The organism is Arthrobacter globiformis, from assembly GCF_030818015.1.
GTDB classification, from domain to species: domain Bacteria; phylum Actinomycetota; class Actinomycetes; order Actinomycetales; family Micrococcaceae; genus Arthrobacter; species Arthrobacter globiformis_C.
The window spans coordinates 3,690,754-3,711,180 of sequence record NZ_JAUSZX010000001.1; the positions used below are offsets into that span (position 1 = coordinate 3,690,754).

Below are 20,427 nucleotides of genomic sequence, written 5' to 3' on the forward strand. Positions count from 1 at the left end.
GTCCTGATGCCCAGGCCGTGATTAGAGAACATATTGGGGGAATCAATGGCGCCTGGAATTTACGGTGCTGACATCGAGCAGCTTCGTGCCCTGTCCAAATCGATGGGCCAGTCCAGGCTGCGTCTTGAGAACGTGGAATCCACCGTGAACTCCCTCGTGCAGTCAGCCGCTTGGAAGGGCGCGGACGGAGACAAGTTCCGGAATGCATGGACGTCGTCCCTGCGGCCGATGCTGAACAAGGCGGCCGAATCACTGCAGCAGCAGTCCAAATTATTGCTGACCCAGGCGACCGAACAGGAAAAGGCAAGCAACGAGGACGGCGGGAATGCTTCCGCGCCGGCTGGAACCTCAGCAGCATCACGCCAGCCGTCGCCGGCTGAGGGCAGGACTTGGGACGATGCCTTTACGGACCCAAACTATGAACATGCGCCCTCGGGCCTGGAATGGCTGCTGGAAAAGCTTGGAGCGGAGGACGGGAATAAGGCCTCCGACATCGCGAGCGCGCTTCAGTTCGTAGCAGACAAGTTCAGCTGGAATATAGACCTTGCGCAGGTCGAAAAAGGGGTCAGCAAGTTTTTTGACTTCATGAGGGGCGCCGGCAAGGTGCTGGGCATACTGGGAGGTGCTGTCGGGGTTTTGGATGTCCTGTCTGGACTCGAGGGCAAGGACCCGTTCAGAATGGCCGACGGCTTCGTTGGCGGCGGTCTCTCTATTGCTGCGCTGGCTGCCACCGGGACAATCTTTGGAGCACCGGCCGGCTTGGTGCTCGGCGGGGTCGCGCTTGGCTGGGGAGTCCTGGGCATGATTTCCGGCGACGTCCCGGTCACCAAGAGAATCTGGGACTTCGGCGCAGGGGTGGTCGGCGGCGTCAGGGATGTGGCAGGTGCCGCCAAGGACGCCATGGGATGGGCGGGCGGTAAGCTCGGATTCGGCTAGGGCACAGGAGACGTTCAGATCCCGCAAACTAACCGCACAAGGACATGATGACCGACACCGCCACGCCGGCAGCGGCGTACCGAATGACCAGTCACGAGATTCTGGCTCTGCTCACTTTTGATCCGGGCGCAGGAACAGCGCTGACCCGCCGAGTGCTTGGCCTTGCCGAACTTGCAGACGACCACGAGCTGGTGCGGGCAGGCGTCTGCACGTTGAATATCCGGGACACTGTGGAAATAAACGGCGAAGAAGTGACCCTTCTGGCGGAGGCGAAGATTCTGGCCCGAATCTTTGGAACGTCTTCCGGGTGGTTCGACATAACCCGCATTGGATCCGAGATTGTCTCTCCCAGTTACTTGGTGGATTCCCCTGCCGGCCGCGCTGCTATCTTCCTCCGGCCACTGAGCGAGTATTTGTGCCTTCCGCTGCGGGACGATGTAGATCTGTTGGATTTCGTGCAGATGAGCGTGGACGAGGCAGTAGGGGTATTGCGGGAGGAGGGTGGAGGGATGATCAGCTCCCGTCGGTACAGCGTCGAATCAGCTACGCCCGTGGTTGCCAACATCAAGGTGCCCGATGCCGGCTCCCTGCAACTTGCATCCGGCCCGTTGGATGAAAACGGACAACTTCGCATCCGCGACCTTCAGGCCGGGGAGCAACCCGGTCTGACGGTCCGCCGCCTATTGGCTGGCGCGTCATGATGGATACGGTTACGCCCAGCACTGCTGATTCCAGGAAATACGCATTGGGGTATGCGCATCGCTGCGCCCGTGTCTTCTGGTTCTGGTGGATGGGAATGGTCTTTGCTCTTCCGGGCGTTGCGCAGGCTGGCGCTCTGGCCGCCACGGGGCAAAATCCGGAGAACGGCCTCATACTCACGTGCTTGGGGCTGGTGATTTCCGGGGTTGGCTGGCTGATCGCCATCGGGCCGAGGTTTACACGCTCGTCCCCGCGGCCGGCGGAGGACGTGGCCCGCGCCGAACAGTACGTCCGCATTGTTCCCGGTGTCGCCATCGCCTCGGTGGTCGCCATGTTTCTGATCGTCGGGGCTTTGATGTTCGCTACGCCGCGGGGAACGTCTCCGGCGGTGCTGCCCATCCTGGCGTTCCTTGCTTCATTTCCGCTTCCCGTTGCGGCAGGGATGCTTTATTCAAGGTATTTGCACCGTGACCGCGACCGCCTGTATACAGCTTGGCTGGCCCGCCGCTAACCAGGAGCGCAGATCCGCCCGGATTGCCGTGACGGAAATCAGATCCCGCCGGCCTCCTCGACGCTGAGCTGGGATTCGAACATCCGGAAATAGCGGCCACGGAGTGCCACCAGTTCCCGGTGTGTGCCCTGCTCCACGATCCGGCCGTCCTCCAGCATGTACACGATGTCGGCCTTCTCGATCGTGGCGAGCCGGTGGCTGATGGCGATGATGGTGCTGCTGCGCTCGGCGAACAGCCGGGTGAAGATGCGGTGCTCTGCCAGCGCGTCGATGGCGGAGGTGGGCTCGTCCATGACCATGAAGGAGGCGTTCCGGTAAAAGTTCCGCGCCATGGCCAGCCGCTGCCACTGCCCGCCGCTCAGTCCGCTCCCCTTGCGGCCGCGCGGATCCTCCATCCAGTTGCTGACGTGGTTGTCCAGGCCGTTGGGCAGCTTGTTGATGAAATCCAGGGCCTCTGCATCGGCGGCCGCGCGGCTGATCCGTTCGTCGTTCCGGGGCGAGTCGACGTCGCCGAACAGGATGTTTTCGGCCGCGGTGGCGAACTCGTACTTAAGGAACTCCTGGCTGAGCACCGCCAGGTGGCGGTGCCAGGAGGTGACGTCGACGGCGGCGAGGTCCACGCCGTCGAGCATCACTTGGCCGGAATCCGGGCGGTAAAGCCCGGCCAGGATGCGGATCAGCGTGGACTTGCCGGCGCCGTTCTCCCCCACGATGGCGATGTGCTGGCCCTCACGGATGGTCATGCTGATGCCCCGGATCACCTCGATGTCACTGCCGGTGTAGGTGAAGCGGATGTCCCGCAGCTCAACGGTCTTGGGGGCCTCCAGGAGCGGCGGTGCGTGGCTGGAATGCACGGGCAGCGCCATGAACAGCTCGTAGTCCTTGAGGTTGGCGAGGTCCTCGTCGATCGAGCTGAGCGAGGACACCAGGTTGTTCGCGGTGGACAGGGCCCGGCTGACGATCTGTTGGACGTAGAGGAACTGCCCCACCGGCTGGGCCCGGGCGATGATCTGGCCCACCACCCAGATGAGCGAGACAACCTCCGCGGCGTACTGCAGGGCGTCCGCCGCCAGCTGCTTGGGGATGTACCGCTTCTGGAAGTCCAGCCGGCGCTTCTCGTCGGCGTCCCGGAGCCGTGAGCGCAGTTCCATGAGGTACCCGACGATTCCGTACAGGCGCATCTCCGCAATGTGCTGCGGGCGGAGCAGGTTGGTTTCGATCATCCGCCGCTGCCGCCGCGAATCCACCTGGGTGTTCCAGTGCGCGATCTGCTCACGGGACAGCTTGAACTGCAGGTAGACGCTGGGCACGATGGCGACCAGCACGATCACCGCGATCCACCAGCTCACCAGCAGCAGCGCGCCGATGGCCAGGATCACAGACACCAGCTGTGTGAAGATGGCCGCGATCCGGTCCAGGACCCTGGCATAGGAATCGGAGAACCGCTTGGCGCGGTCGTAGAGGTCCACCGTTTCCTTGTCGTCGTACCGCCAGAAATCCAGGGCCAGGAACCGCTCGTACATCAGGTCGCCCACGATGGCCCCCACCCTGAAGCTCATGAGCTGCTGGATGTAGCGGTCCACGCTGCTGAAGGCTCCCCAGAACAGGCCCAGCCCGGCGGTGATGATGACGTAGAGGATGGCCTGCTGCCCGGCGGCAGCGTCCCCGTTGTAGGCGGCGGCCAGCGCAGTGGTGGTCAGGCCGGCGAAGTACGTGGTAACCAGGGGCAGGACCGCCGAGATCAGGGATCCAGCCACCTTCATGAGCACGGCCCCGGGCGACGCGCGGAAACTGACGCGGAGGACCTGGGCCACGGCACGCGCATAGGGCTTCAGTGCCAGCCGCCGCTGGGGTTCCCTTTTGGGGCTCAGTTCGGCGGGATGGCGTGGTTGGGACATGGCTCCAGCCTAGCCCCGGCCGGCATGTCCGCTGGTTGAGCTTGCCCAAACCCTGGTTTCGCTCCCCACCCGCTCCCTAACCTCGGAAGCTCGGTCAGGGAACCCCGGCGGTCGTGGCCCCAAGCTCAGCCAGCGGAACCGATCAGCGTGAACCGTAGTTCGGCGCCTCGACGGTCATCTGGATGTCGTGCGGGTGCGATTCCTTCAGGCCGGCCGGGGTGATCCGGACGAACTTGCCGCGGGCCTTGAGCTCGGGGATGGTCGGGGAACCCACGTAGAACATGGTCTGGCGGAGGCCGCCCACCAGCTGGTAAGCCACCGATGCCAGCGGGCCGCGGTAGGCCACTCGGCCTTCGATGCCCTCGGGGATGAGCTTGTCATCGCCGGAGACGTCCGCCTGGAAGTAGCGGTCCTTCGAGTAGGACGTGTTCTTGCCGCGCGACTGCATGGCCCCGAGGGAGCCCATGCCACGGTAGCTCTTGAACTGCTTGCCATTGACGAAGATGAGCTCACCCGGAGACTCGTCACAGCCGGCCAGCAGGGAGCCGAGCATCACGGTGTCAGCACCGGCGACCAGAGCCTTGCCGATGTCGCCGGAGTACTGGAGTCCGCCGTCGGCGATAAGCGGAACTCCGGCCGGAATGGCAGCCTTCGCCGATTCGTAGATGGCGGTGATCTGCGGAACGCCCACGCCTGCCACGACGCGGGTCGTGCAGATGGAGCCCGGGCCGACGCCCACCTTGATGCCGTCGGCACCGGCGTCGATCAGGGCCTGGGCGCCTTCGCGGGTGGCAGCCTGGCCGCCGATGATGTCCACGTGCGCAGCAACCGGATCCGACTTGAGGCGGCGGATCATGTCCAGCACACCCTGCGAGTGGCCGTTCGCGGTGTCCACAAAGAGGGCGTCAACGCCGGCGTCCACCAGCTTCATGGCCCGCTCCCAGCCGTCACCGAAGAAGCCGATGGCGGCACCGACACGCAGCCGGCCCTCGTCGTCCTTGGTGGCCAGCGGGTACTGCTCGGCCTTGGTGAAGTCCTTGGTGGTGATGAGGCCCTTCAGGCGCCCCTGCTCGTCCACCAGCGGGAGCTTCTCGATCTTGTTCGTGGCCAGCTTGTGCGAGGCCTCTTCGCGGCTGATGCCGACGTGGCCGGTGACGAGCGGCATCTTGGTCATGACGTCGCTGACCAGGCGGATCGGGAAGTCGGATTCCGGCACGAAACGCGTGTCGCGGTTGGTGACGATGCCGAGGAGGCGGTTGCCGTCGTCGACCACGGGAAGGCCGGAGACGCGGTAGCGGGCGCACAGCTCGTCAAGTTCCTGCAGCGTGGCCTCGGGGCCGATGGTCAGCGGGTTGGTGATCATGCCCGACTCGCTGCGCTTGACGCGGTCCACCTGGTCGGCCTGGTCATCGATCGCGAGGTTGCGGTGGACGACGCCGAGGCCGCCCTGGCGGGCCATGGCGATGGCCATCCGTGATTCGGTGACGGTGTCCATGGCCGCGGAAAGCAGCGGCGTCTGGACGGTGATGCGCTTGGAGATCCGGGAGGACGTGTCGGCCTCGGAGGGGATCACGTCGGTGTGGCCGGGAAGCAGCAGGACGTCGTCGTACGTCAGGCCGATGAAGCCGAAGGGGTCGTGCTCGGGCTGGGTCATGAGTGCGCCTCTTACCTTGGTTTACAGGTTCACGGGTAGGGGTTGCAGCCGATGACCAGCCCGTCATTACGGGACTGGCCTGTGCAGGGTTGGCTCGGGGCCAGGAGGTGGTTCTGGAGGAATTGAATTAATACTAGAACCTTGGCGGCGATCCCCATATTCCGGGCCGGCATTGTGAGCAAGGGCACGCCCCGCCCGCTCCCTAACCTCGCGGGCGTGGGCCCAACAATCGGGCAGCTACTTCCACCCAGTGGCGGCCAGGAGCCGCTTTTCGAACATCGGAATCATGGACTGGACGTACGTCTTGGTGAGGTGGTTATCGTCCTTGTAGACGTAGACGTTGCCCACCACGGCCGGGCAGATGCCGCCAGCGCAGATGAAGTCGCTCATGTCCATCAGGTGCAGCCCGTCCACCTTGCCCCGGTACGCGTCCAGCGGCGACTTGGCGGCCAGTGATTCACCGAGCGGCGGGTTGCACTCCGGAGCGTCGGTGCCATACTTCTGGACGCATTCGGGCATGTTGGTGGCGAAGCGGGGGTTGTCCCGGACCCCCACCACGTCGATCCCGGCGTCGGTGAACTGCTTGATGCCCTCCAGGTAGCCGGGCACTTCGGTTTCGAACGGGGGTTCCTTGTGCGTGAGGGATGCCACGGTGAACACCGCGTCCGGCTTGTGCTCCATGACGTACGCGGCGCTGGCCTTCTTGAAGGCGTTGCAGTCGGCGTCGCGCTCCGGGGATTCGGCGCCGAACCGGCAGTTCCCTTTCAGGAGGGTGACCACCTCCCAGCCGTGGTCCCTGGCGATGGGGCCGAGCGCGGCCATGTACTGCTGCGCGTGGGAGTCGCCGAGCACCACGATCCGCTTGGTGACCTTGTCCGGCTTGCTGTTCTGCAGGCAGCCGTTGAGCAGGGGGTCGCTGGGGACGTTTTCGTCGGTGCACAGCCCGTCGATGTCCGCCCACTCGTTTTTCATGGCCGCGGGGGCCGGGATCACGGTGGCTTCCGGCGTCGGCTTGCCGGCGTTTTCGGGTGCCAGCGCGGCGGCGCCCGGAGTCAGCTCGCGCGGCTGCGCGGCTGCGGCCGCTTCGTCCGCCGTCAGCTTCGTCTGCCATACCGCGACGGGACCGGCCAGCAGGGCGCCGCAGGCAACAATAACGACGGCCGTGCGCCAGGCCCGCAGCTGCGGCCAGTGCCAGTCGCGCAGGGGCTTCTCGACGAAGCGGGTGGTCAGCACGGCCAGGACCACGGAACCAGCCACGATGATGAGGCCCTGGACCAGGTTGGGCGCCGCGATGCCGGTGCCCGCCAAGGCCAGCACCAGGACCGGCCAGTGCCAGAGGTAGAGGGCATAGGAGTTGTCCCCCAGGGCCACGAGGGGTTTGGAGCACAGGATCCGGTCCACACCGAACCGGCTGCCGCTTTGCCCGGCGACGATGATGGCAGCCGCGGCCAGCGTGGGCCACAGCGCAATGAAGCCCGGAAAGGACCGGTCCACGGTGAGGAGCAGGCCGCAGGAGATCATGGCGGCGAGCCCGGCCCAGCCCAGCACCACGCGCAGCGCCTTCCCCGGTTTCAGGTAGGGCAGCGCCAGGGCCAGCAGCGATCCCAGCGCGAACTCCCACAGCCGGGTCCGCGTATCGAAGTAGGCATAGGCCTGGTTGCTGGCCGTCTGGTCGATCGAGAACACCAGGGAAGCGATGAAGATGCCGCTGAAGGCAACCATCAGGACAGTCCGGTAGCCGACTTCCCGGCGGCGCCGGAGCAGCCGCCACACCAGGGCGGAGCCGGCGAAGATGAGGGGCCAAAGAATGAAGACCTGGCCCTGGATGGATAGCGACCAGAAGTGCTGGAGCGGGCTGGCCCCGGAGTGGTCCTGCGCGTAGTAGTCCACAGCGCTGTTGGCCAGCAGCCAGTTCTGCCCGTAGAGGAGGGACGCCCACGCCTCGTTGAGGACGTCGGGCCAGCGGCTCTGCGGCAGGACCAGCCAGGTTCCGGCCAGCACGCCGAGAATCACGACGACGGCGGCCGGGATCAGCCGCTTGAAGAGGTGCAGCCAGTGGCTCACGAGGCGCAGCGGCGTGCCCTTCTCCACCTTGCGGACGAAGGACATGGTCAGCAGGAATGCGGAGATGAGGAGGAAGATGTCCACGCCGCCCGAAACCCGGCCAAGCCACACGTGGTACGTGACGACCATGAGCACAGCCAGGGCGCGAAGGCCCTGGACCTCGGGCCGGTAGCCCGGCTTGGCCTTCAGGCGGGCAGCCCGCGGTTCATGGGCTTGTCCCCCTGCCGGCTCCACGCGCGGCATGCTTTTCATCGGGTCTGTCGATCTCGCTTCTGGCACAGATAACCCCTCAAACGGCAGCACAAAGCACCCACGTTACCGTTTCGTGATTTTTCAGGCCAATCAAACGCGCCGGCTGTGACCGGCGTCTCAGCTGGGAAGATGCTCCTGAAAGCGCGAAGGAGGCCCGGCCAGCGACAGCTGGACGGGCCTCCTTGGCGGAACCGCGAGAGCGGGCGGCAGCAGCCTAGTGGCTGTGGCCTGCGTGCTCGTTTTCCTCAGCGGGCTTCTCGGCCACGAGGGTCTCGGTGGTGAGCACGAGCGCGGCGATGGAGGCTGCGTTGCGCAGGGCTGCACGGGTGACCTTGACGGGGTCAATGACGCCCGCCGCGATCAGGTCCTCGTACTCGCCGGACTTGGCGTTGAAGCCGTGGTTGTTGTCCTGCTCGGCAACCCGGGCGGCCACAACGTAGCCGTCGTGGCCGGCGTTCTGGGCGATCCAGCGCAGCGGCTGGACCAGTGCACGGCGGACGATGCCGACGGCAGCAGCCGCGTCACCTTCGAGTGCCGTGACAGCGGGGTCCTCATCGAGTGCCTTCAGCGCGTGGATCAGGGCGGAACCGCCACCGGCCACGATGCCTTCTTCGAGGGCGGCGCGGGTGGAGGACACTGCATCTTCGATGCGGTGCTTCTTTTCCTTCAGCTCAACCTCGGTGGCTGCGCCGACCTTGATCACGCCGATGCCGCCGGCCAGCTTGGCCAGGCGTTCCTGCAGCTTTTCCCGGTCCCAGTCGGAGTCGGTGCGGGTCAGCTCTGCGCGCAGCTGGGCAACACGTGCCGCGACGTCCTCGGCAGAACCAGCGCCGTCAACGATGGTGGTGTTGTCCTTGGTCACCGTGATGCGGCGGGCGGTACCCAGCACCTCGAGGCCCACGGAGTCCAGGCTCAGGCCCAGCTCGGGGGACACAACCTGGGCGCCGGTCAGCGTGGCGATGTCCTGCAGCATGGCCTTGCGGCGGTCGCCGAAGCCCGGAGCCTTGACGGCAACCACGTTCAGGGTGCCGCGGATGCGGTTGACGATCAGCGTGGACAGGGCCTCGCCGTCGACGTCCTCGGCGATGATGAACAGCGGCTTGGAGCTCTGCAGCGCCTTCTCCAGCAGCGGCAGGAATTCCTGCAACGAGGAGATCTTGCCCTGGTTGATCAGGATGAGGGCATCCTCGAGGACCGCTTCCTGGCGCTCGGTGTCCGTGATGAAGTACGGGGACAGGTAGCCCTTGTCGAACTGCATGCCCTCGGTGAGGACCAGCTCGGTCTGCGTGGTGGAGGATTCCTCAATGGTGATCACACCATCCTTGCCGACCTTGCCGAATGCCTCGGCGAGCAGCTCGCCCACCTCGTCGCTCTGGGCGGAGATGGCGGCAACGTTGGCCACCTGGGTGCCCTCGACGGGACGGGCGTTCTCCAGCAGGCGTGCTGCGATGGCCTCGACGGAGACCTCGATGCCGCGCTTGATCTGGCCCGGAGCGGCGCCGGCGGCAACGTTGCGCAGGCCTTCCTTGACCAGTGCCTGGGCGAGCACGGTAGCTGTGGTGGTGCCGTCACCGGCGACGTCGTTCGTCTTGGTGGCGACTTCCTTGGCCAGCTGGGCGCCAAGGTTCTCGTACGGGTCGTCCAGCTCGATTTCCCGGGCGATGGTCACGCCGTCGTTGGTGATGGTGGGGGCGCCCCACTTCTTGTCCAGCACGACGTTGCGGCCGCGGGGACCAAGCGTCACCTTAACCGTGTTGGCGAGCTTGTCGATGCCGGCTTCAAGCGACCGGCGGGCAGCGTCGTTAAACGCAAGCTGCTTTGCCATGGTTTTGTCCTTTCAAGACAGAACCCCGTGCAACCGACCGGTCAGACAGAAATCAGACGCGGACGGCGGCACGGGGATCCAAGAGTTACTTAACGACGATCGCCAGAACGTCGCGGGCGGAGAGCACGAGGTACTCGGTGCCGCCGGTCTTGACTTCGGTTCCGCCGTACTTGGAGTAGATAACGACGTCGCCAACGGCTACGTCGACCGGTACGCGGTTGCCGTCTTCGAAGCGGCCGGGGCCTACTGCAACAACTTCGCCTTCCTGCGGCTTCTCCTGGGCGGAGTCCGGGATGACCAGGCCGGAAGCCGTGGTCTGCTCGGCTTCGAGCGGGCGGACAACAATACGATCCTCAAGAGGCTTAATAGAGACCGACACTCGGACCTCTCCTTTTCGTCAAAATTCATGGACAGTAAAAACTGTTGCGCCGTGGCGGCATACCGTCGTCGCGGTGCCGGCAGCAGCCAGGCTGGCAGCTCTTCGTGTGTTAGCACCCTCCTAGGGAGAGTGCTAATGATGACTCTATGTAAGGGGTTAGCACTCGGTCAAGGTGAGTGCCAGAAATTCATCCGCCGTAACCCGTGCGGCCCCGTCCATCAGCGCCCGGCGAGGTCGTCGAACCCCAGGTCCTCGCCGCCGTCAGCGTCTTCGTCCCCCGCCTTCCGCTGTTCGCGGACAAGCACGACGGCGGCCGCCGCCGCGATCACCACCGACACGATGAGCACCACGATGCCGCCAACACGCGCACCCAGGTACAGGTCCCGGATCTGCCGGGCTTCCTCGGTGGCGTCGCTGATGTTCTTGCCGCCCACCGAGTAGACGGTGGCATTGAAGGAGTCCAGCAGGAAGATGATCACCAGCAGGACAAGGCAGACGACGGCGACCACGGCTCCGGCGATCAGCGCCGGGCGTCCATACCGGACCAGGCGGCTATGCTGCGCCGGACCGGGGTTGGTGCTTTCGGGCTGATCGGGGGTGGTGGGCGTTTCGCTGGATTCCATTCAGACCACCCTATCGGGAAGAGCTTGGGGCGGCCGCTCCACTAGGCTTGATCCCATGTCTGAAGCACCGCAGGACCAGATCGCCCCGCTCCTCACAGAAGAAGGATGGGAGCTGCTGGCCACACTCGGACCCTACCGGGAGGATGATTCCTTCGCCCTCAGCTCGAGGCTCCGCAAGGCCGGCCACTCCCCCGAACTCGTGTCCGCCGTACTGACGCAGTCACGGCTCCGGACCAGGGCCGAGGCCAAGTTCGGCGAGTTTGCCCGGCAGATGCTCTTCACCCAGGCCGGCCTGGAGCAGGCCACCCGGCTCAACGTCGCGGCCCGCCACGCCCAGCGCTTTGCCCAGGCAGGCGTCCGCCACGTTGCCGATCTGGGCTGCGGCCTCGGCGCGGACGCCATGGCTCTGGCGTCACTGGACATCGCCGTGACCGCCGTGGAGGTCGACGAGACCACGGCCGCCTGCGCCACGATCAACCTCATTCCCTTTCCGCACGCCACGGTGGTTCATTCGGATGCCACGTCGGTGGAGCTCGAGGACGGTTCGGGCGTCTGGCTGGACCCCGCCCGGCGCACCACCACCACGTCCGGCACCAAGCGGATCTGGGACCCCGAGGCGTTCTCTCCGCCGCTGTCCTTCGTGGAGTCGCTGGCGGCCGCGGGGCGCGCCGTCGGCGTCAAAATGGGGCCCGGCATGCCGCACGAGTCGGTGCCTGCCGGCTGCGAGGCACAGTGGGTCTCGGTGGGCGGCGACGTCACGGAAGTCACGCTGTGGTTCAACGCCGTGGCCCGTCCCGGAATCCGGCGGGCCGCCCTGGTCATCGGTGCAGAGGGCGCCGCCGAACTTACCAGCGGGGAGGAGTTCGACGCCGGACCCGTGGCCCCCGTTGGCCCGGTGGCGGGTTTCCTGTACGAGCCGGATGGCGCCGTCATCCGTGCCGGGCTCGTGGCCGACCTCGCCCTCGACCTGGGCGGCCACCTCGTGGACGAGCACATCGCCTACATCTGCGCCCCGGAGCTTGTGGACACTCCGTATGCCAAGGCCTACCGGGTCCTGGAGGTCATGCCGTACAACGTCAGGGCGCTCAAGGCCTGGGTCCGGGAGAACGGCGTCGGCGTGCTGGACATCAAGAAGCGCGGCACATCGGTGACACCGGAGGAGCTGCGCAAGCAGCTGCTGCCCGGGAGCAAGAGCGGGGGCAAAGCCGGCGGCAAGGCCGCGGGCAAGAAGACAGCCACCCTGGTCCTCACCCGGATCGGGGAAGAGAGAGTGGCTGTCTACGTGGAGCCCGTTTAGTTTCTCGGTGGAGCCCGCTTAACTACTTGGCGCGGACGAACGCCTCGGCGTCCCGGACCTGCTCCTCGGTGGGCCGGATGCCCGTGTACAGCACAAACTGCTCCAGCGCCTGGATGGTGGCCACCTCGGCCCCGGTGATGACCTGCTTGCCGGCCTCCCGCGCCGCCTTGATGAGCGGCGTTTCCGCTGGCAGGGCCACGACATCGAAGACCACCTTGGCTGCCTCTATGGTCTCGACGGGGAAGGACAGCGCATCCGCCTCCGGTCCCCCGGCCATTCCCACGGGCGTGACGTTGATGACCATGTCCGCGGTGGCCTCCGGGCCGGCGCCCAGATCCGCCCGCCAGGCAAAGTCGTAGAGATCGGCGAGCGCCCGGCCGGTTGCTTCATTGCGGGCAATGATGGTCACGTCCTTGAACCCCGCGTCGCGCAAGGCTGCGGCCGTGGCCTTGGCCATGCCGCCGGCGCCCTTAAGCAGCACCGATGACTCCGCTGGCACGGCGTTGCGCTGCAGCAGCTGCTCGATTGCCGTGTAGTCCGTGTTGTACGCCGTCAGCCGCCCGCCGTCATTGACGATGGTGTTGACGGAATCAATGGCCTTGGCGGACGGGTCCATGGCGTCCACCAGGGCGATCACGTCCTCCTTGTAAGGCATGGAGACGGCGCAGCCCCGGATCCCCAGGCCGCGGACGCCCGCGATCGCCAGGGCCAGGTCGGTGGGCGCGAAGGCCTTGTAGATCCAGTTCAGGCCCAGCTGGTCGTACAGGTAATTGTGGAAGCGGGTCCCGTTGTTGCTCGGCCGGGCCGAGAGGGAGATGCACAGGGTCATGTCTTTGTTCAGTATCGGCACTCCTCCATTAAACGGCGGCCCTGCCTTTATTACTTGCAGCCCGCTGTTATCTGCAGCCGGTGCCGGGGCGGTAGGGTCCGACGGCGGCCGGCAGCTTTCCGGGGGCGGTGGCCTTGCCTGCCAGGACGGCCAGCAGCGCCTTGTACGCTCCGGCGGTGCGGCCGTAGAGGGCGATCTTCGTGGACGCGACGGACTGCGCCAGCGGCCACGGTGCGTCCAGGGCCACCGCAACATCGCCCGTCACGGGGCCGGCGCCGTAGCCGATCAGGGTGACAAGCGGGCCTGTCCCCAAGGCGATCCCCGCATCCTTGGCCGCGGCGGCAAACCGGGCCCGGTCCGCTGCCGTTCCCCCCGCCACCCGCACGTGGCCGGCCACGGAAGCGCCCTTGCACCGGCCGGCCACCACCGTGATGGCCCGGGCCGAAATTTTCGCGGAGAGGGCCTCGCCGCTTCCCGGGGCTGCCGGGGGCTTCGGCTGCCCGGTCCGTCCGCGCCAGATCATCATGGTGACCACCCGCCGGGCCGCTTCCTCGAGGCGGGTGAGCGGGAGCTTCCCCTCCGTGACAGCCCGGACGACGGCGGCGTGCGCAGCGGCGGCGTCCGCCGGCATCAGCAGCAGGTCCGCCCCGGCCGCCAACGCGGCCGGCGCTGCGGACCCGCGGGGATAGCGGTCGGCCACCGCGCCCATGTTGAGCCCGTCCGTGACCGCCACGCCCTTGAAGCCCAGGCCGCGGAGCGCCTTGTAGGTTGCCTTCGAAATGGACGCGGGCACGCCCGGGTCAAGGGCCCGTACTGCGATGTGTCCGGTCATGATCATGGGAGCTCCTGCCTTGACCGCGGCCTGGAACGGCTGCCAGTCCCGCGCCTTGAGCTGCGCGAGGGTGGCGTTCTGGACGGGGAGGCCCTTGTGCGAATCGGTGGTCACCGAGCGGTGACCGGGAAAATGCTTGACCGTCGGCAGCACGCCGCCGGAAAGCATGCCCTTGGCGAAGCCGGCACTCAATGATGCTGCGGCACGGGGGTCGGCGGACATGGACCGCGCGCCGATGGTGGGATCGGCGGGGCCCATCGTGACGTCGGCTGCGGGAGCGAAGTCCACTGTGAAGCCCAGCGGCGCGAGTTCCGCCGCGAGACCGGTGCCGGCCTCCGCAGCCAGGGGCACGCTGGCGGCCGCGCCGTAGCTCATGGGGGTGGGCCAGCGGGTCAGCGGTGCGCCGACGCGGCTCACCGCTCCGCCTTCCTGGTCGACGCCGATCAGGCCGGGCCAGGTGCGGCCGCCGGAGCGCGACGCTTTGTCCAGCCGCCGCGTCACGCCGGACAGCGCCGGGACGTCCACCAGGCCGGTGGCAGTTCCGGGCACGTTGTCGGCCATGATCATGGAACCGGCAAGGTGGAGGCGTTCGACGGTAGCGGCCTGGGCTTCATGGTCAAGGCCGGTGTAAAAGGGCAGGATCACCTGACCGGCTTTCTCCTCCAGGGTCATTTTTGCCACCGCCGCGGCGGCAGCGTCGGCATCCCGTTGCTGCGGGCCCCAGCCCAGCGCCGCAGTTTCCTTCGTTGCGGGCTTCGCCGCGGACGGGGCCGGGCTGTGTGCGCCTGACTGCGGTGAAGCGGCCTGTGGCGGCTTGGGCGAGTCGGAAGCGGAGGCCGCGGGCGCCGTCGTCGTATCTGGTTCAGGTGATGGCGGCGCCGTGCACGACGCTACGGCGAACAGCGCGGCGAGCACTGCCGCAGTCCGGGAGCATGCAATGCCGGAAGGTTTTCTGGGGGAATCGGGGCGGCTGGTGTTGTGAACACTCTCACGCGCCCTGTGTAGCCGTGCCATCACTTCGATGCTACCCCTGCACTAGACTTGGATGACCGTTCCCCTGCCAGCCGTTCGCCAGGAACGGACGGCAACCGGACCAGACGTCATTAGGCCAGCAGACAGCGAGGAACACATGAAGATTGATTTCGCTTCATCCAGGCAATCAACTCTTGGTGTGGAATGGGAACTCGCCCTGGTGGATGCGCAGACCGGTGAACTGGCGTCAGTAGCCAACGAGGTCCTTCGCGGCGTGGTTGCACGGCATCCCGAGCTGAACGAGGATGACGAACACCCGCACATCAAGCAGGAGCTGCTGCTTAACACCGTGGAGCTGGTCACCGGCATCTGCGAGACCGCCGCGGAAGCGAAGGAAGACCTCGCCCGCTCCCTGGCCGCCCTTCGCGAAGTTACGGACCCGATGGGCGTGGAAGTGTTCTGCGCCGGAAGCCACCCGTTCAGCCCGCCGCAGCTGCAGCCGGTCACGGACAAGGAACGCTACGCCAAGTTGATCGACCGCACGCAGTGGTGGGGCCGGCAGATGGTGATCTACGGGGTCCACGTCCATGTCGGCCTGGACCGGCGGGACAAGGTCCTCCCCGTGCTTGACGGCCTGGTCAACTACTTCCCGCATTTCCAGGCCCTGTCCGCGTCCAGCCCGTTCTGGGGCGGCGAGGACACCGGCTACGCCTCGCAGCGCGCCCTCATGTTCCAGCAGCTGCCCACGGCCGGACTGCCCTTCCAGTTCGCCAGCTGGGAAGAGTACGAGTCCTACGTGCAGGACATGTTTACCACCGGCGTGATCGACACCATCTCGGAGATCCGCTGGGACATCCGCCCGGTGCCAGCCCTGGGCACCATCGAGATGCGCATCTGCGACGGCCTGGCCACGCTCGAGGAAGTTGGCGCCGTGGCGGCCCTGACCCAGTGCCTGGTCCACGAATTCTCCACCATCCTGGACGCCGGCGGCAGCATTCCCACCATGCCGCCATGGCACGTCCAGGAAAACAAGTGGCGGGCCGCCCGCTACGGAATGGATGCGATCATCATCCTCGACGCCGAGGGCAACGAGCAGCTCGTCACCGACCACCTGCTGGAGACGCTCAAGCGGCTGGAACCGATCGCCGCGAAGCTGGGCTGCTCCGATGAGCTGGCCGACGTCGAAAAGATCATCAGCCGCGGCGCGGGGTACCAGCGCCAGCGGCGGGTAGCCGCCGAAAGCGGCGGAAACCTCCAGGCCGTGGTCCTCGACCTTGTGAAACAGATGCGGAACGGCCCCACCGCGTAGGGCGCCAACCCAACTAGGTAGCAGTTGAGGGCGTTCCCAGCGCCGAGAACTCCCTGTTCTGCGACTTACTTGGCGCGGAAACCGTGGTGACCGGCATGGACGAGTCCGGCGCAAAGTTTATGCCGCTGGGTTCGATGCCAGCCATGACCAGCTGCGCGCCGAGTGCGGCCACCATCGCGCCGTTGTCCGTGCACAGGTCCAACGGCGGAACGTGCAGCGTGATGCCGGCGGCGGAGCAGCGCTGTTCGGTCAGCTGCCGCAGCCGCGAATTGGCGGCCACCCCCCCGCCCAGCAGCACGTCCGTGATGCCACGCTCGCGGCAGGCCAGGACCGCCTTGGATGTGATGACATCAACTACGGCTTCCTGGAAGGCTGCCGCGATGTCCGCCACCGGCACGGGATCGCCGGCGGCTTCGAACTGCTCCACGCACCTGGCCACCGCGGTCTTCAGTCCGCTGAAGGACCAGTCGTACCGGTGGCGGCCGGGCTCCTCCGCGGTGCCCATGTATTTGGGCTGCGTCAGTCCGCGCGGGAACCGGATGGCCTTGGCGTTGCCTTCGCGCGCCAGCCGGTCAATGGCCGGGCCCCCGGGGTAGCCCAGGCCCAGGATCCTGGCGACCTTGTCGTAGGCCTCCCCCGCCGCGTCGTCGATGGTGGAACCGAGCAACTCGACGTCGTCCGTGATGCTGCGGATCCGCAGGATCTCGGTGTGGCCGCCGGACACCAGGAGCGCGCCGAGGTTGTCGGGCAGTATTGGCTTGTCCGCGCCATCACCGCCGGTACCGCTTCGGGGGTTCAGCAGGCCGACCCCTACATGGGCCACCAGGTGGTTGATGGCATAGAGCGGCTTGCCCGTGGCGACGGCGAGCGCCTTTGCGGCGCACACGCCGACCATCAGTGCCCCGGCCAGCCCGGGCCCGGATGTCACCGCGATGGCGTCGATCTCGTCCATTGTCACGTCCGCCTCGGCCAGGGCCGCCTGCAGGGCAGGAACGAAGGCGTCCAGGTGTGCCCGCGAGGCGATTTCCGGGATGACTCCGCCAAACCGGACGTGCTCCTCCATGGAGGAGGACACGGTATTGGTCAGGAGCTCGGTGCCGCGGACGATGCCTACGCCCGTTTCGTCGCACGATGACTCAATGCCCAGTACTAGCGGCTGCGAGCGGTTCATTTCTGGTCTGCCTCCGTCGGAGCGGTCAGTCTGCACGGGCTGGGGTCCGGCGTCGTGCACGATGTCCTGGTGCACGACGTCCTGGTGCACGATCTCACTGTGCACCGCGAGCACGTCCTCCAGCTGAAGCCGCATGATCAGGGCGTCCACGCCGTCGCGGTAGTACCTTTTCCGCACGTGGATCTGCTCGAAGCCGAAACGGATGTACAGCTGCTGGGCGCGCGGGTTGTCGGCGCGGACCTCTAGCAGGATGTCGGCTGCGCCGCGGCGCCGCCCCTCGGCGATCAGGTCGGTGAGGAGTGCGGTGCCGATGCCCTTGCCCTCATATTCGGGGACGACGGCGATGGTCTGGACGTCGGCAATCGGTTCGACGCACATGAGTCCCGCATAGCCGACGATGCCTTCCGGGGCCTCCGCCACGAGATACCTGCGGGTTTCCGGCTGCGTCAGTTCGTCCATGAACATCTGCAGCGGCCACGCGTCCACCGGGAACAGCCGGACCTCCAGCTCGTGGACGGCAGGGATGTCGGCGGGAAGCATGTCGCGGATGGTCACGCCCGAGGCCAGCTGGCGGGGCAGGACGGGCGCGTTGCCGGATGATTCGGGCAGCAGGTTCACAGGGCACGCTTCCGGGGGCCGGGGACCTGGGCGTCGGATTCCCGCAGGTAGAGGGGCGTGGAGTCCAGGAGCTGCTCGCCCGCTGCCAGCCTCGCCAGCGCGAACTGGCCCAGGTAAAGCGCGTCCGGCTGTTCGGTGCTGAAGTCCGGATCCGCGCGCACGTCGTCGGGGTAGAGCCCTGCGCCCGCGCCGTAGGCCGGCAGGTCGGGAAGGTCCGCGGCGAAGCCCACGTGCGGCCCGTCCGTGAGCTTCGGCAGCTGGCCCGCGGCCAAGGTGTAGCGCGCCCAGTAGACCTCTTTTCGCCGGGCGTCGGTGGCAACGAGGAACTCGGCCGGCGCTTCGGTGGATTCGGCCACTTCAAGGGCGACGGCGTCGAGGCTCATCATGCCGTGCAGCGGCGTGTTCCAGACATAGGCCAGGGTGCGCGCCGTCGCGATGCCGGACCGGAGCCCGGTGAAGGGACCGGGACCAACGCCCACAACGATCGCGTCAATGTCGGCCCCGGTTACTTCGGCGTCTGCCAGCAGCCGCTCGATTCCGGGCGCAAGGACCTCGGCGTGGCTCCTCGTGTCCTCGGTGGAGAAGCTGCCCACCACGCCTTCCAGGGCGTCGTCGGACACCAGGGCGGCGCTGGCCACGGCTGAGGTGTCAATGGCGAGAATGAGCATCAGGAGATTCCTTCCGGGGCCAGAACGGGCTGTTCTGCCCAGCGCGGCCCGAAGCCGCGGATGATGATGGTGCGGGGCTCGTCGTCATCCTCCGATTCGAAGTCCCAGACTGGAGCGTCAGGACCGGGCGCGTCAGCACCGGCCGCCGCAATTCCCGGTCCCGTTGAATGCCCACCGGCGTGAAGGTGCGCGGGAGCGGCGCCGCCCAGCTGGCGGTGCAGTTCCACCTCGAGCCGGCTCTCGGTCAGGTGCTCCACGCGGTCCCGGCCCCACTCCACCACGGTCACGGCAGAGTCCAGCGTGTTCTCCAGGTCAATGTCATCGATTTCCGACGCCGATCCCAGCCGGTAGGCGTCCACGTGCACCAGATCCGGCCCGCCCGGCCGCGGCCCGTCGGGGAGGTTGGGGTGGATGCGCACCAATACGAAGGTCGGGGAAATGATGCCCTCACGGACGCCCAGCCCCTCACCGAGGCCCTGCGTGAACGTTGTCTTTCCGGCGCCCAGTTCGCCCGTGAGCACCAGGAGGTCCCCCGCCCGGAGCACCTCCGCCAGAGCCGCGCCGAGCGCGTGGGTCTGGTCCGCCGTCGTGACCGTCAGGGTCTGAACCCACAACGGAGCGTTGCCGGTTTCCGGGATACTCACGGCGCCGGCGTTTCGGTTGCGGGCGATTCGTTGACGTAGGTGCGGGGCACGCGGGGGCTAATGCGGGTGACGATCTCGTAGTTGTTGGTGCCGGCGGCGCGGGCCCAGTCATCGGCCGTGGGGCCGCCGTCGGCGCCGTCTCCGAAGAGGACGGCCTCTGCTCCGAGGACGCTGTGGCCGCCCCGGGAAACGTCCAGAGGGCCGAGGTCGATCACCATCTGGTCCATCGCTATCCGTCCCACCACGGGGTAGGTGACGCCCTCCACGCGGACGGGGCCGCCGGTGGCGACCCGGGGAACGCCGTCGGCATAGCCGAGCGGAATGAGCCCCAGCGTGCTTTCGCCGGAGGTGTAGTAGTTGAAGCCGTAGGAGACGCCCTGGCCGGAGTGCACGTCCTTGCAGTGGGACACGACGGTGCGCAGGGTCATCGCGGGGCGCAGGCCCAGTTCCGCGGAGGTCTGCCCCTCGAAGGGCGAGAGGCCGTAGATTCCCAGCCCCGTGCGGACCAGGTCGAAGTGCGTGTCAGGCCGCGACAGGGTGGCCGGGGTGTTGGCCAGGTGGCGGACTTCGGGGTCCACGCCGGCGTCTTCGGCGATGGCCAGGACCTCGCGGAACGCTGCGAGCTGATCATCGGTTTCCGGGCGCTCGGGCTCGTCGGCCACGGCAAGGTGGGAGAAGATGCCCACTACGCGCAGCAGCCCCTGGTCCTGGTACTCCACGGCTTCGCCCACCAGCCGGTCCCACACCTCGACGGTGGCGCCGTTGCGGCCAAGTCCGGTGTCGACTTTGAGGTGGACGCGTGCCGGCCGTTCCTGTTCCCGGGCGGCGGCCACGATCTGTTCCAGCTCCCAGCCGGAGCACCCGATGTCGACGCCGGCGGCCACCGCCGCGCCGAAGTTGCTTTCCGGGGTGTGCAGCCAGGCGAGCAGCGGCGCTTCGATGCCTGCGGCGCGCAGCGCCAGAGCTTCGGAAATGTGCGCGACGCCCAGCCAGCTTGCGCCTGCCTCGAGGGCCGCGCGGGCCACCGGCACGGCGCCGTGTCCGTAGGCGTCGGCCTTGACGACCGCCATGACCTTGGCCGGTTCGGCGGCCGCGGCGAGGCGGCGGACGTTGTGCCGGATGGCCTCGAGGTCGATCACCGCCGAACGTTCGTGGGCCGTCCGGGCGTAACCGTGGGACGTCCCAACCGGGCCCGTTACCGCCGGGCGGTCTCCTGTTGCTGCTGGATAAATCACTCTACTGATTC

General features: G+C 67.0%; 17 protein-coding genes and 1 pseudogene. 5 read left to right on the forward strand and 13 right to left on the reverse strand.

Annotated features, from left to right (window positions below):
• The first annotated feature begins 45 nt into the window (after positions 1–45).
• The 3 genes from QFZ23_RS17270 to QFZ23_RS17280 are packed head-to-tail and all read left to right on the forward strand — an operon-like array spanning position 46 to position 2,146.
• Positions 46–936 (forward strand): hypothetical protein, encoded by an 891-nt coding sequence (locus QFZ23_RS17270; protein WP_306924767.1) that lies wholly within the window; start codon positions 46–48, stop codon positions 934–936.
• Between the two features lie 44 nt (positions 937–980).
• On the forward strand, positions 981–1,637 hold the full coding sequence (locus QFZ23_RS17275; protein WP_306924769.1) for a hypothetical protein: 657 nt from the start codon (positions 981–983) through the stop codon (positions 1,635–1,637).
• A 44-nt stretch (positions 1,638–1,681) separates the two neighbouring features.
• Positions 1,682–2,146: a hypothetical protein gene (locus QFZ23_RS17280; RefSeq protein ID WP_306924771.1), complete on the forward strand. Its 465-nt coding sequence runs from the start codon at positions 1,682–1,684 to the stop codon at positions 2,144–2,146.
• 38 nt (positions 2,147–2,184) lie between these two features.
• On the opposite strand, the gene QFZ23_RS17285 is transcribed toward QFZ23_RS17280, so the two are convergent.
• From QFZ23_RS17285 to QFZ23_RS17310, 6 genes are all read right to left on the reverse strand, one after another.
• A complete protein-coding gene (locus QFZ23_RS17285) occupies positions 2,185–4,044 on the reverse strand; it encodes an ABC transporter ATP-binding protein (protein WP_306924774.1) in 1,860 nt (619 codons plus the stop codon).
• 142 nt (positions 4,045–4,186) lie between these two features.
• A complete protein-coding gene (gene guaB / locus QFZ23_RS17290; protein WP_306924776.1) occupies positions 4,187–5,698 on the reverse strand; it encodes an IMP dehydrogenase in 1,512 nt (503 codons plus the stop codon).
• A 237-nt stretch (positions 5,699–5,935) separates the two neighbouring features.
• Positions 5,936–8,005: an acyltransferase family protein gene (locus QFZ23_RS17295; RefSeq protein ID WP_306926919.1), complete on the reverse strand. Its 2,070-nt coding sequence runs from the start codon at positions 8,003–8,005 to the stop codon at positions 5,936–5,938.
• A gap of 223 nt (positions 8,006–8,228) precedes the next feature.
• Complete coding sequence (groL, locus tag QFZ23_RS17300) at positions 8,229–9,839, reverse strand: chaperonin GroEL (RefSeq protein ID WP_306924777.1); 1,611 nt, start codon at positions 9,837–9,839, stop codon at positions 8,229–8,231.
• Positions 9,840–9,924: 85 nt separating this feature from the next.
• Positions 9,925–10,218, reverse strand: coding sequence for a co-chaperone GroES (gene groES, locus QFZ23_RS17305; RefSeq protein ID WP_003805290.1), 294 nt, complete (start codon positions 10,216–10,218; stop codon positions 9,925–9,927).
• Positions 10,219–10,436: 218 nt separating this feature from the next.
• Positions 10,437–10,841, reverse strand: a complete 405-nt coding sequence (locus QFZ23_RS17310; protein ID WP_306924779.1) for a hypothetical protein — start codon at positions 10,839–10,841, stop codon at positions 10,437–10,439.
• 55 nt (positions 10,842–10,896) lie between these two features.
• On the opposite strand from QFZ23_RS17310, the gene QFZ23_RS17315 reads away from it, so the two are divergent.
• Positions 10,897–12,138, forward strand: coding sequence for a class I SAM-dependent methyltransferase (locus QFZ23_RS17315; RefSeq protein ID WP_306924782.1), 1,242 nt, complete (start codon positions 10,897–10,899; stop codon positions 12,136–12,138).
• Between the two features lie 22 nt (positions 12,139–12,160).
• On the opposite strand, the gene QFZ23_RS17320 is transcribed toward QFZ23_RS17315, so the two are convergent.
• Together QFZ23_RS17320 and QFZ23_RS17325 are read right to left on the reverse strand one after the other, a co-directional pair.
• A complete protein-coding gene (locus QFZ23_RS17320; RefSeq protein ID WP_306924784.1) occupies positions 12,161–12,988 on the reverse strand; it encodes a shikimate 5-dehydrogenase in 828 nt (275 codons plus the stop codon).
• A 46-nt stretch (positions 12,989–13,034) separates the two neighbouring features.
• Positions 13,035–14,714, reverse strand: coding sequence for a glycoside hydrolase family 3 N-terminal domain-containing protein (locus QFZ23_RS17325; RefSeq protein ID WP_373427895.1), 1,680 nt, complete (start codon positions 14,712–14,714; stop codon positions 13,035–13,037).
• A gap of 214 nt (positions 14,715–14,928) precedes the next feature.
• Between QFZ23_RS17325 and QFZ23_RS17330 the strand changes: the two genes are divergently transcribed.
• On the forward strand, positions 14,929–16,080 hold the full coding sequence (locus QFZ23_RS17330) for a glutamate--cysteine ligase (protein ID WP_306924786.1): 1,152 nt from the start codon (positions 14,929–14,931) through the stop codon (positions 16,078–16,080).
• A 13-nt stretch (positions 16,081–16,093) separates the two neighbouring features.
• On the opposite strand, the gene tsaD is transcribed toward QFZ23_RS17330, so the two are convergent.
• From tsaD to alr, 5 genes and pseudogenes are all read right to left on the reverse strand, one after another.
• On the reverse strand, positions 16,094–17,251 hold the full coding sequence (gene tsaD / locus QFZ23_RS17335; protein ID WP_306926921.1) for a tRNA (adenosine(37)-N6)-threonylcarbamoyltransferase complex transferase subunit TsaD: 1,158 nt from the start codon (positions 17,249–17,251) through the stop codon (positions 16,094–16,096).
• Positions 17,252–17,383: 132 nt separating this feature from the next.
• Positions 17,384–17,791: pseudogene (rimI, locus tag QFZ23_RS17340) on the reverse strand (ribosomal protein S18-alanine N-acetyltransferase); the annotation flags it as partial.
• Positions 17,792–17,865: 74 nt separating this feature from the next.
• Positions 17,866–18,537: a tRNA (adenosine(37)-N6)-threonylcarbamoyltransferase complex dimerization subunit type 1 TsaB gene (tsaB, locus tag QFZ23_RS17345; protein ID WP_306924787.1), complete on the reverse strand. Its 672-nt coding sequence runs from the start codon at positions 18,535–18,537 to the stop codon at positions 17,866–17,868.
• Complete coding sequence (gene tsaE, locus QFZ23_RS17350) at positions 18,537–19,181, reverse strand: tRNA (adenosine(37)-N6)-threonylcarbamoyltransferase complex ATPase subunit type 1 TsaE (protein WP_306924789.1); 645 nt, start codon at positions 19,179–19,181, stop codon at positions 18,537–18,539. Before tsaE ends, tsaB begins: the two co-directional genes overlap by 1 nt.
• Positions 19,178–20,416, reverse strand: coding sequence for an alanine racemase (gene alr, locus QFZ23_RS17355; protein ID WP_306924790.1), 1,239 nt, complete (start codon positions 20,414–20,416; stop codon positions 19,178–19,180). Before alr ends, tsaE begins: the two co-directional genes overlap by 4 nt.
• Between the last annotated feature and the right edge of the window lie 11 nt (positions 20,417–20,427).

What these genes read in the sequence shown, in the direction of transcription:
- QFZ23_RS17270 (WP_306924767.1), top strand. Translation starts at nt 46, where the DNA reads ATGGCGCCTGGAATTTACGGTGCTGACATCGAGCAGCTTCGTGCCCTG.
- QFZ23_RS17275 (WP_306924769.1), top strand. Translation starts at nt 981, where the DNA reads ATGATGACCGACACCGCCACGCCGGCAGCGGCGTACCGAATGACCAGT.
- QFZ23_RS17285 (WP_306924774.1), bottom strand. Translation starts at nt 4,044, where the DNA reads ATGTCCCAACCACGCCATCCCGCCGAACTGAGCCCCAAAAGGGAACCC.
- guaB (WP_306924776.1), bottom strand. Translation starts at nt 5,698, where the DNA reads ATGACCCAGCCCGAGCACGACCCCTTCGGCTTCATCGGCCTGACGTAC.
- QFZ23_RS17295 (WP_306926919.1), bottom strand. Translation starts at nt 8,005, where the DNA reads ATGCCGCGCGTGGAGCCGGCAGGGGGACAAGCCCATGAACCGCGGGCT.
- groL (WP_306924777.1), bottom strand. Translation starts at nt 9,839, where the DNA reads ATGGCAAAGCAGCTTGCGTTTAACGACGCTGCCCGCCGGTCGCTTGAA.
- QFZ23_RS17310 (WP_306924779.1), bottom strand. Translation starts at nt 10,841, where the DNA reads ATGGAATCCAGCGAAACGCCCACCACCCCCGATCAGCCCGAAAGCACC.
- QFZ23_RS17315 (WP_306924782.1), top strand. Translation starts at nt 10,897, where the DNA reads ATGTCTGAAGCACCGCAGGACCAGATCGCCCCGCTCCTCACAGAAGAA.
- QFZ23_RS17330 (WP_306924786.1), top strand. Translation starts at nt 14,929, where the DNA reads ATGAAGATTGATTTCGCTTCATCCAGGCAATCAACTCTTGGTGTGGAA.
- tsaD (WP_306926921.1), bottom strand. Translation starts at nt 17,251, where the DNA reads ATGAACCGCTCGCAGCCGCTAGTACTGGGCATTGAGTCATCGTGCGAC.
- tsaB (WP_306924787.1), bottom strand. Translation starts at nt 18,537, where the DNA reads ATGCTCATTCTCGCCATTGACACCTCAGCCGTGGCCAGCGCCGCCCTG.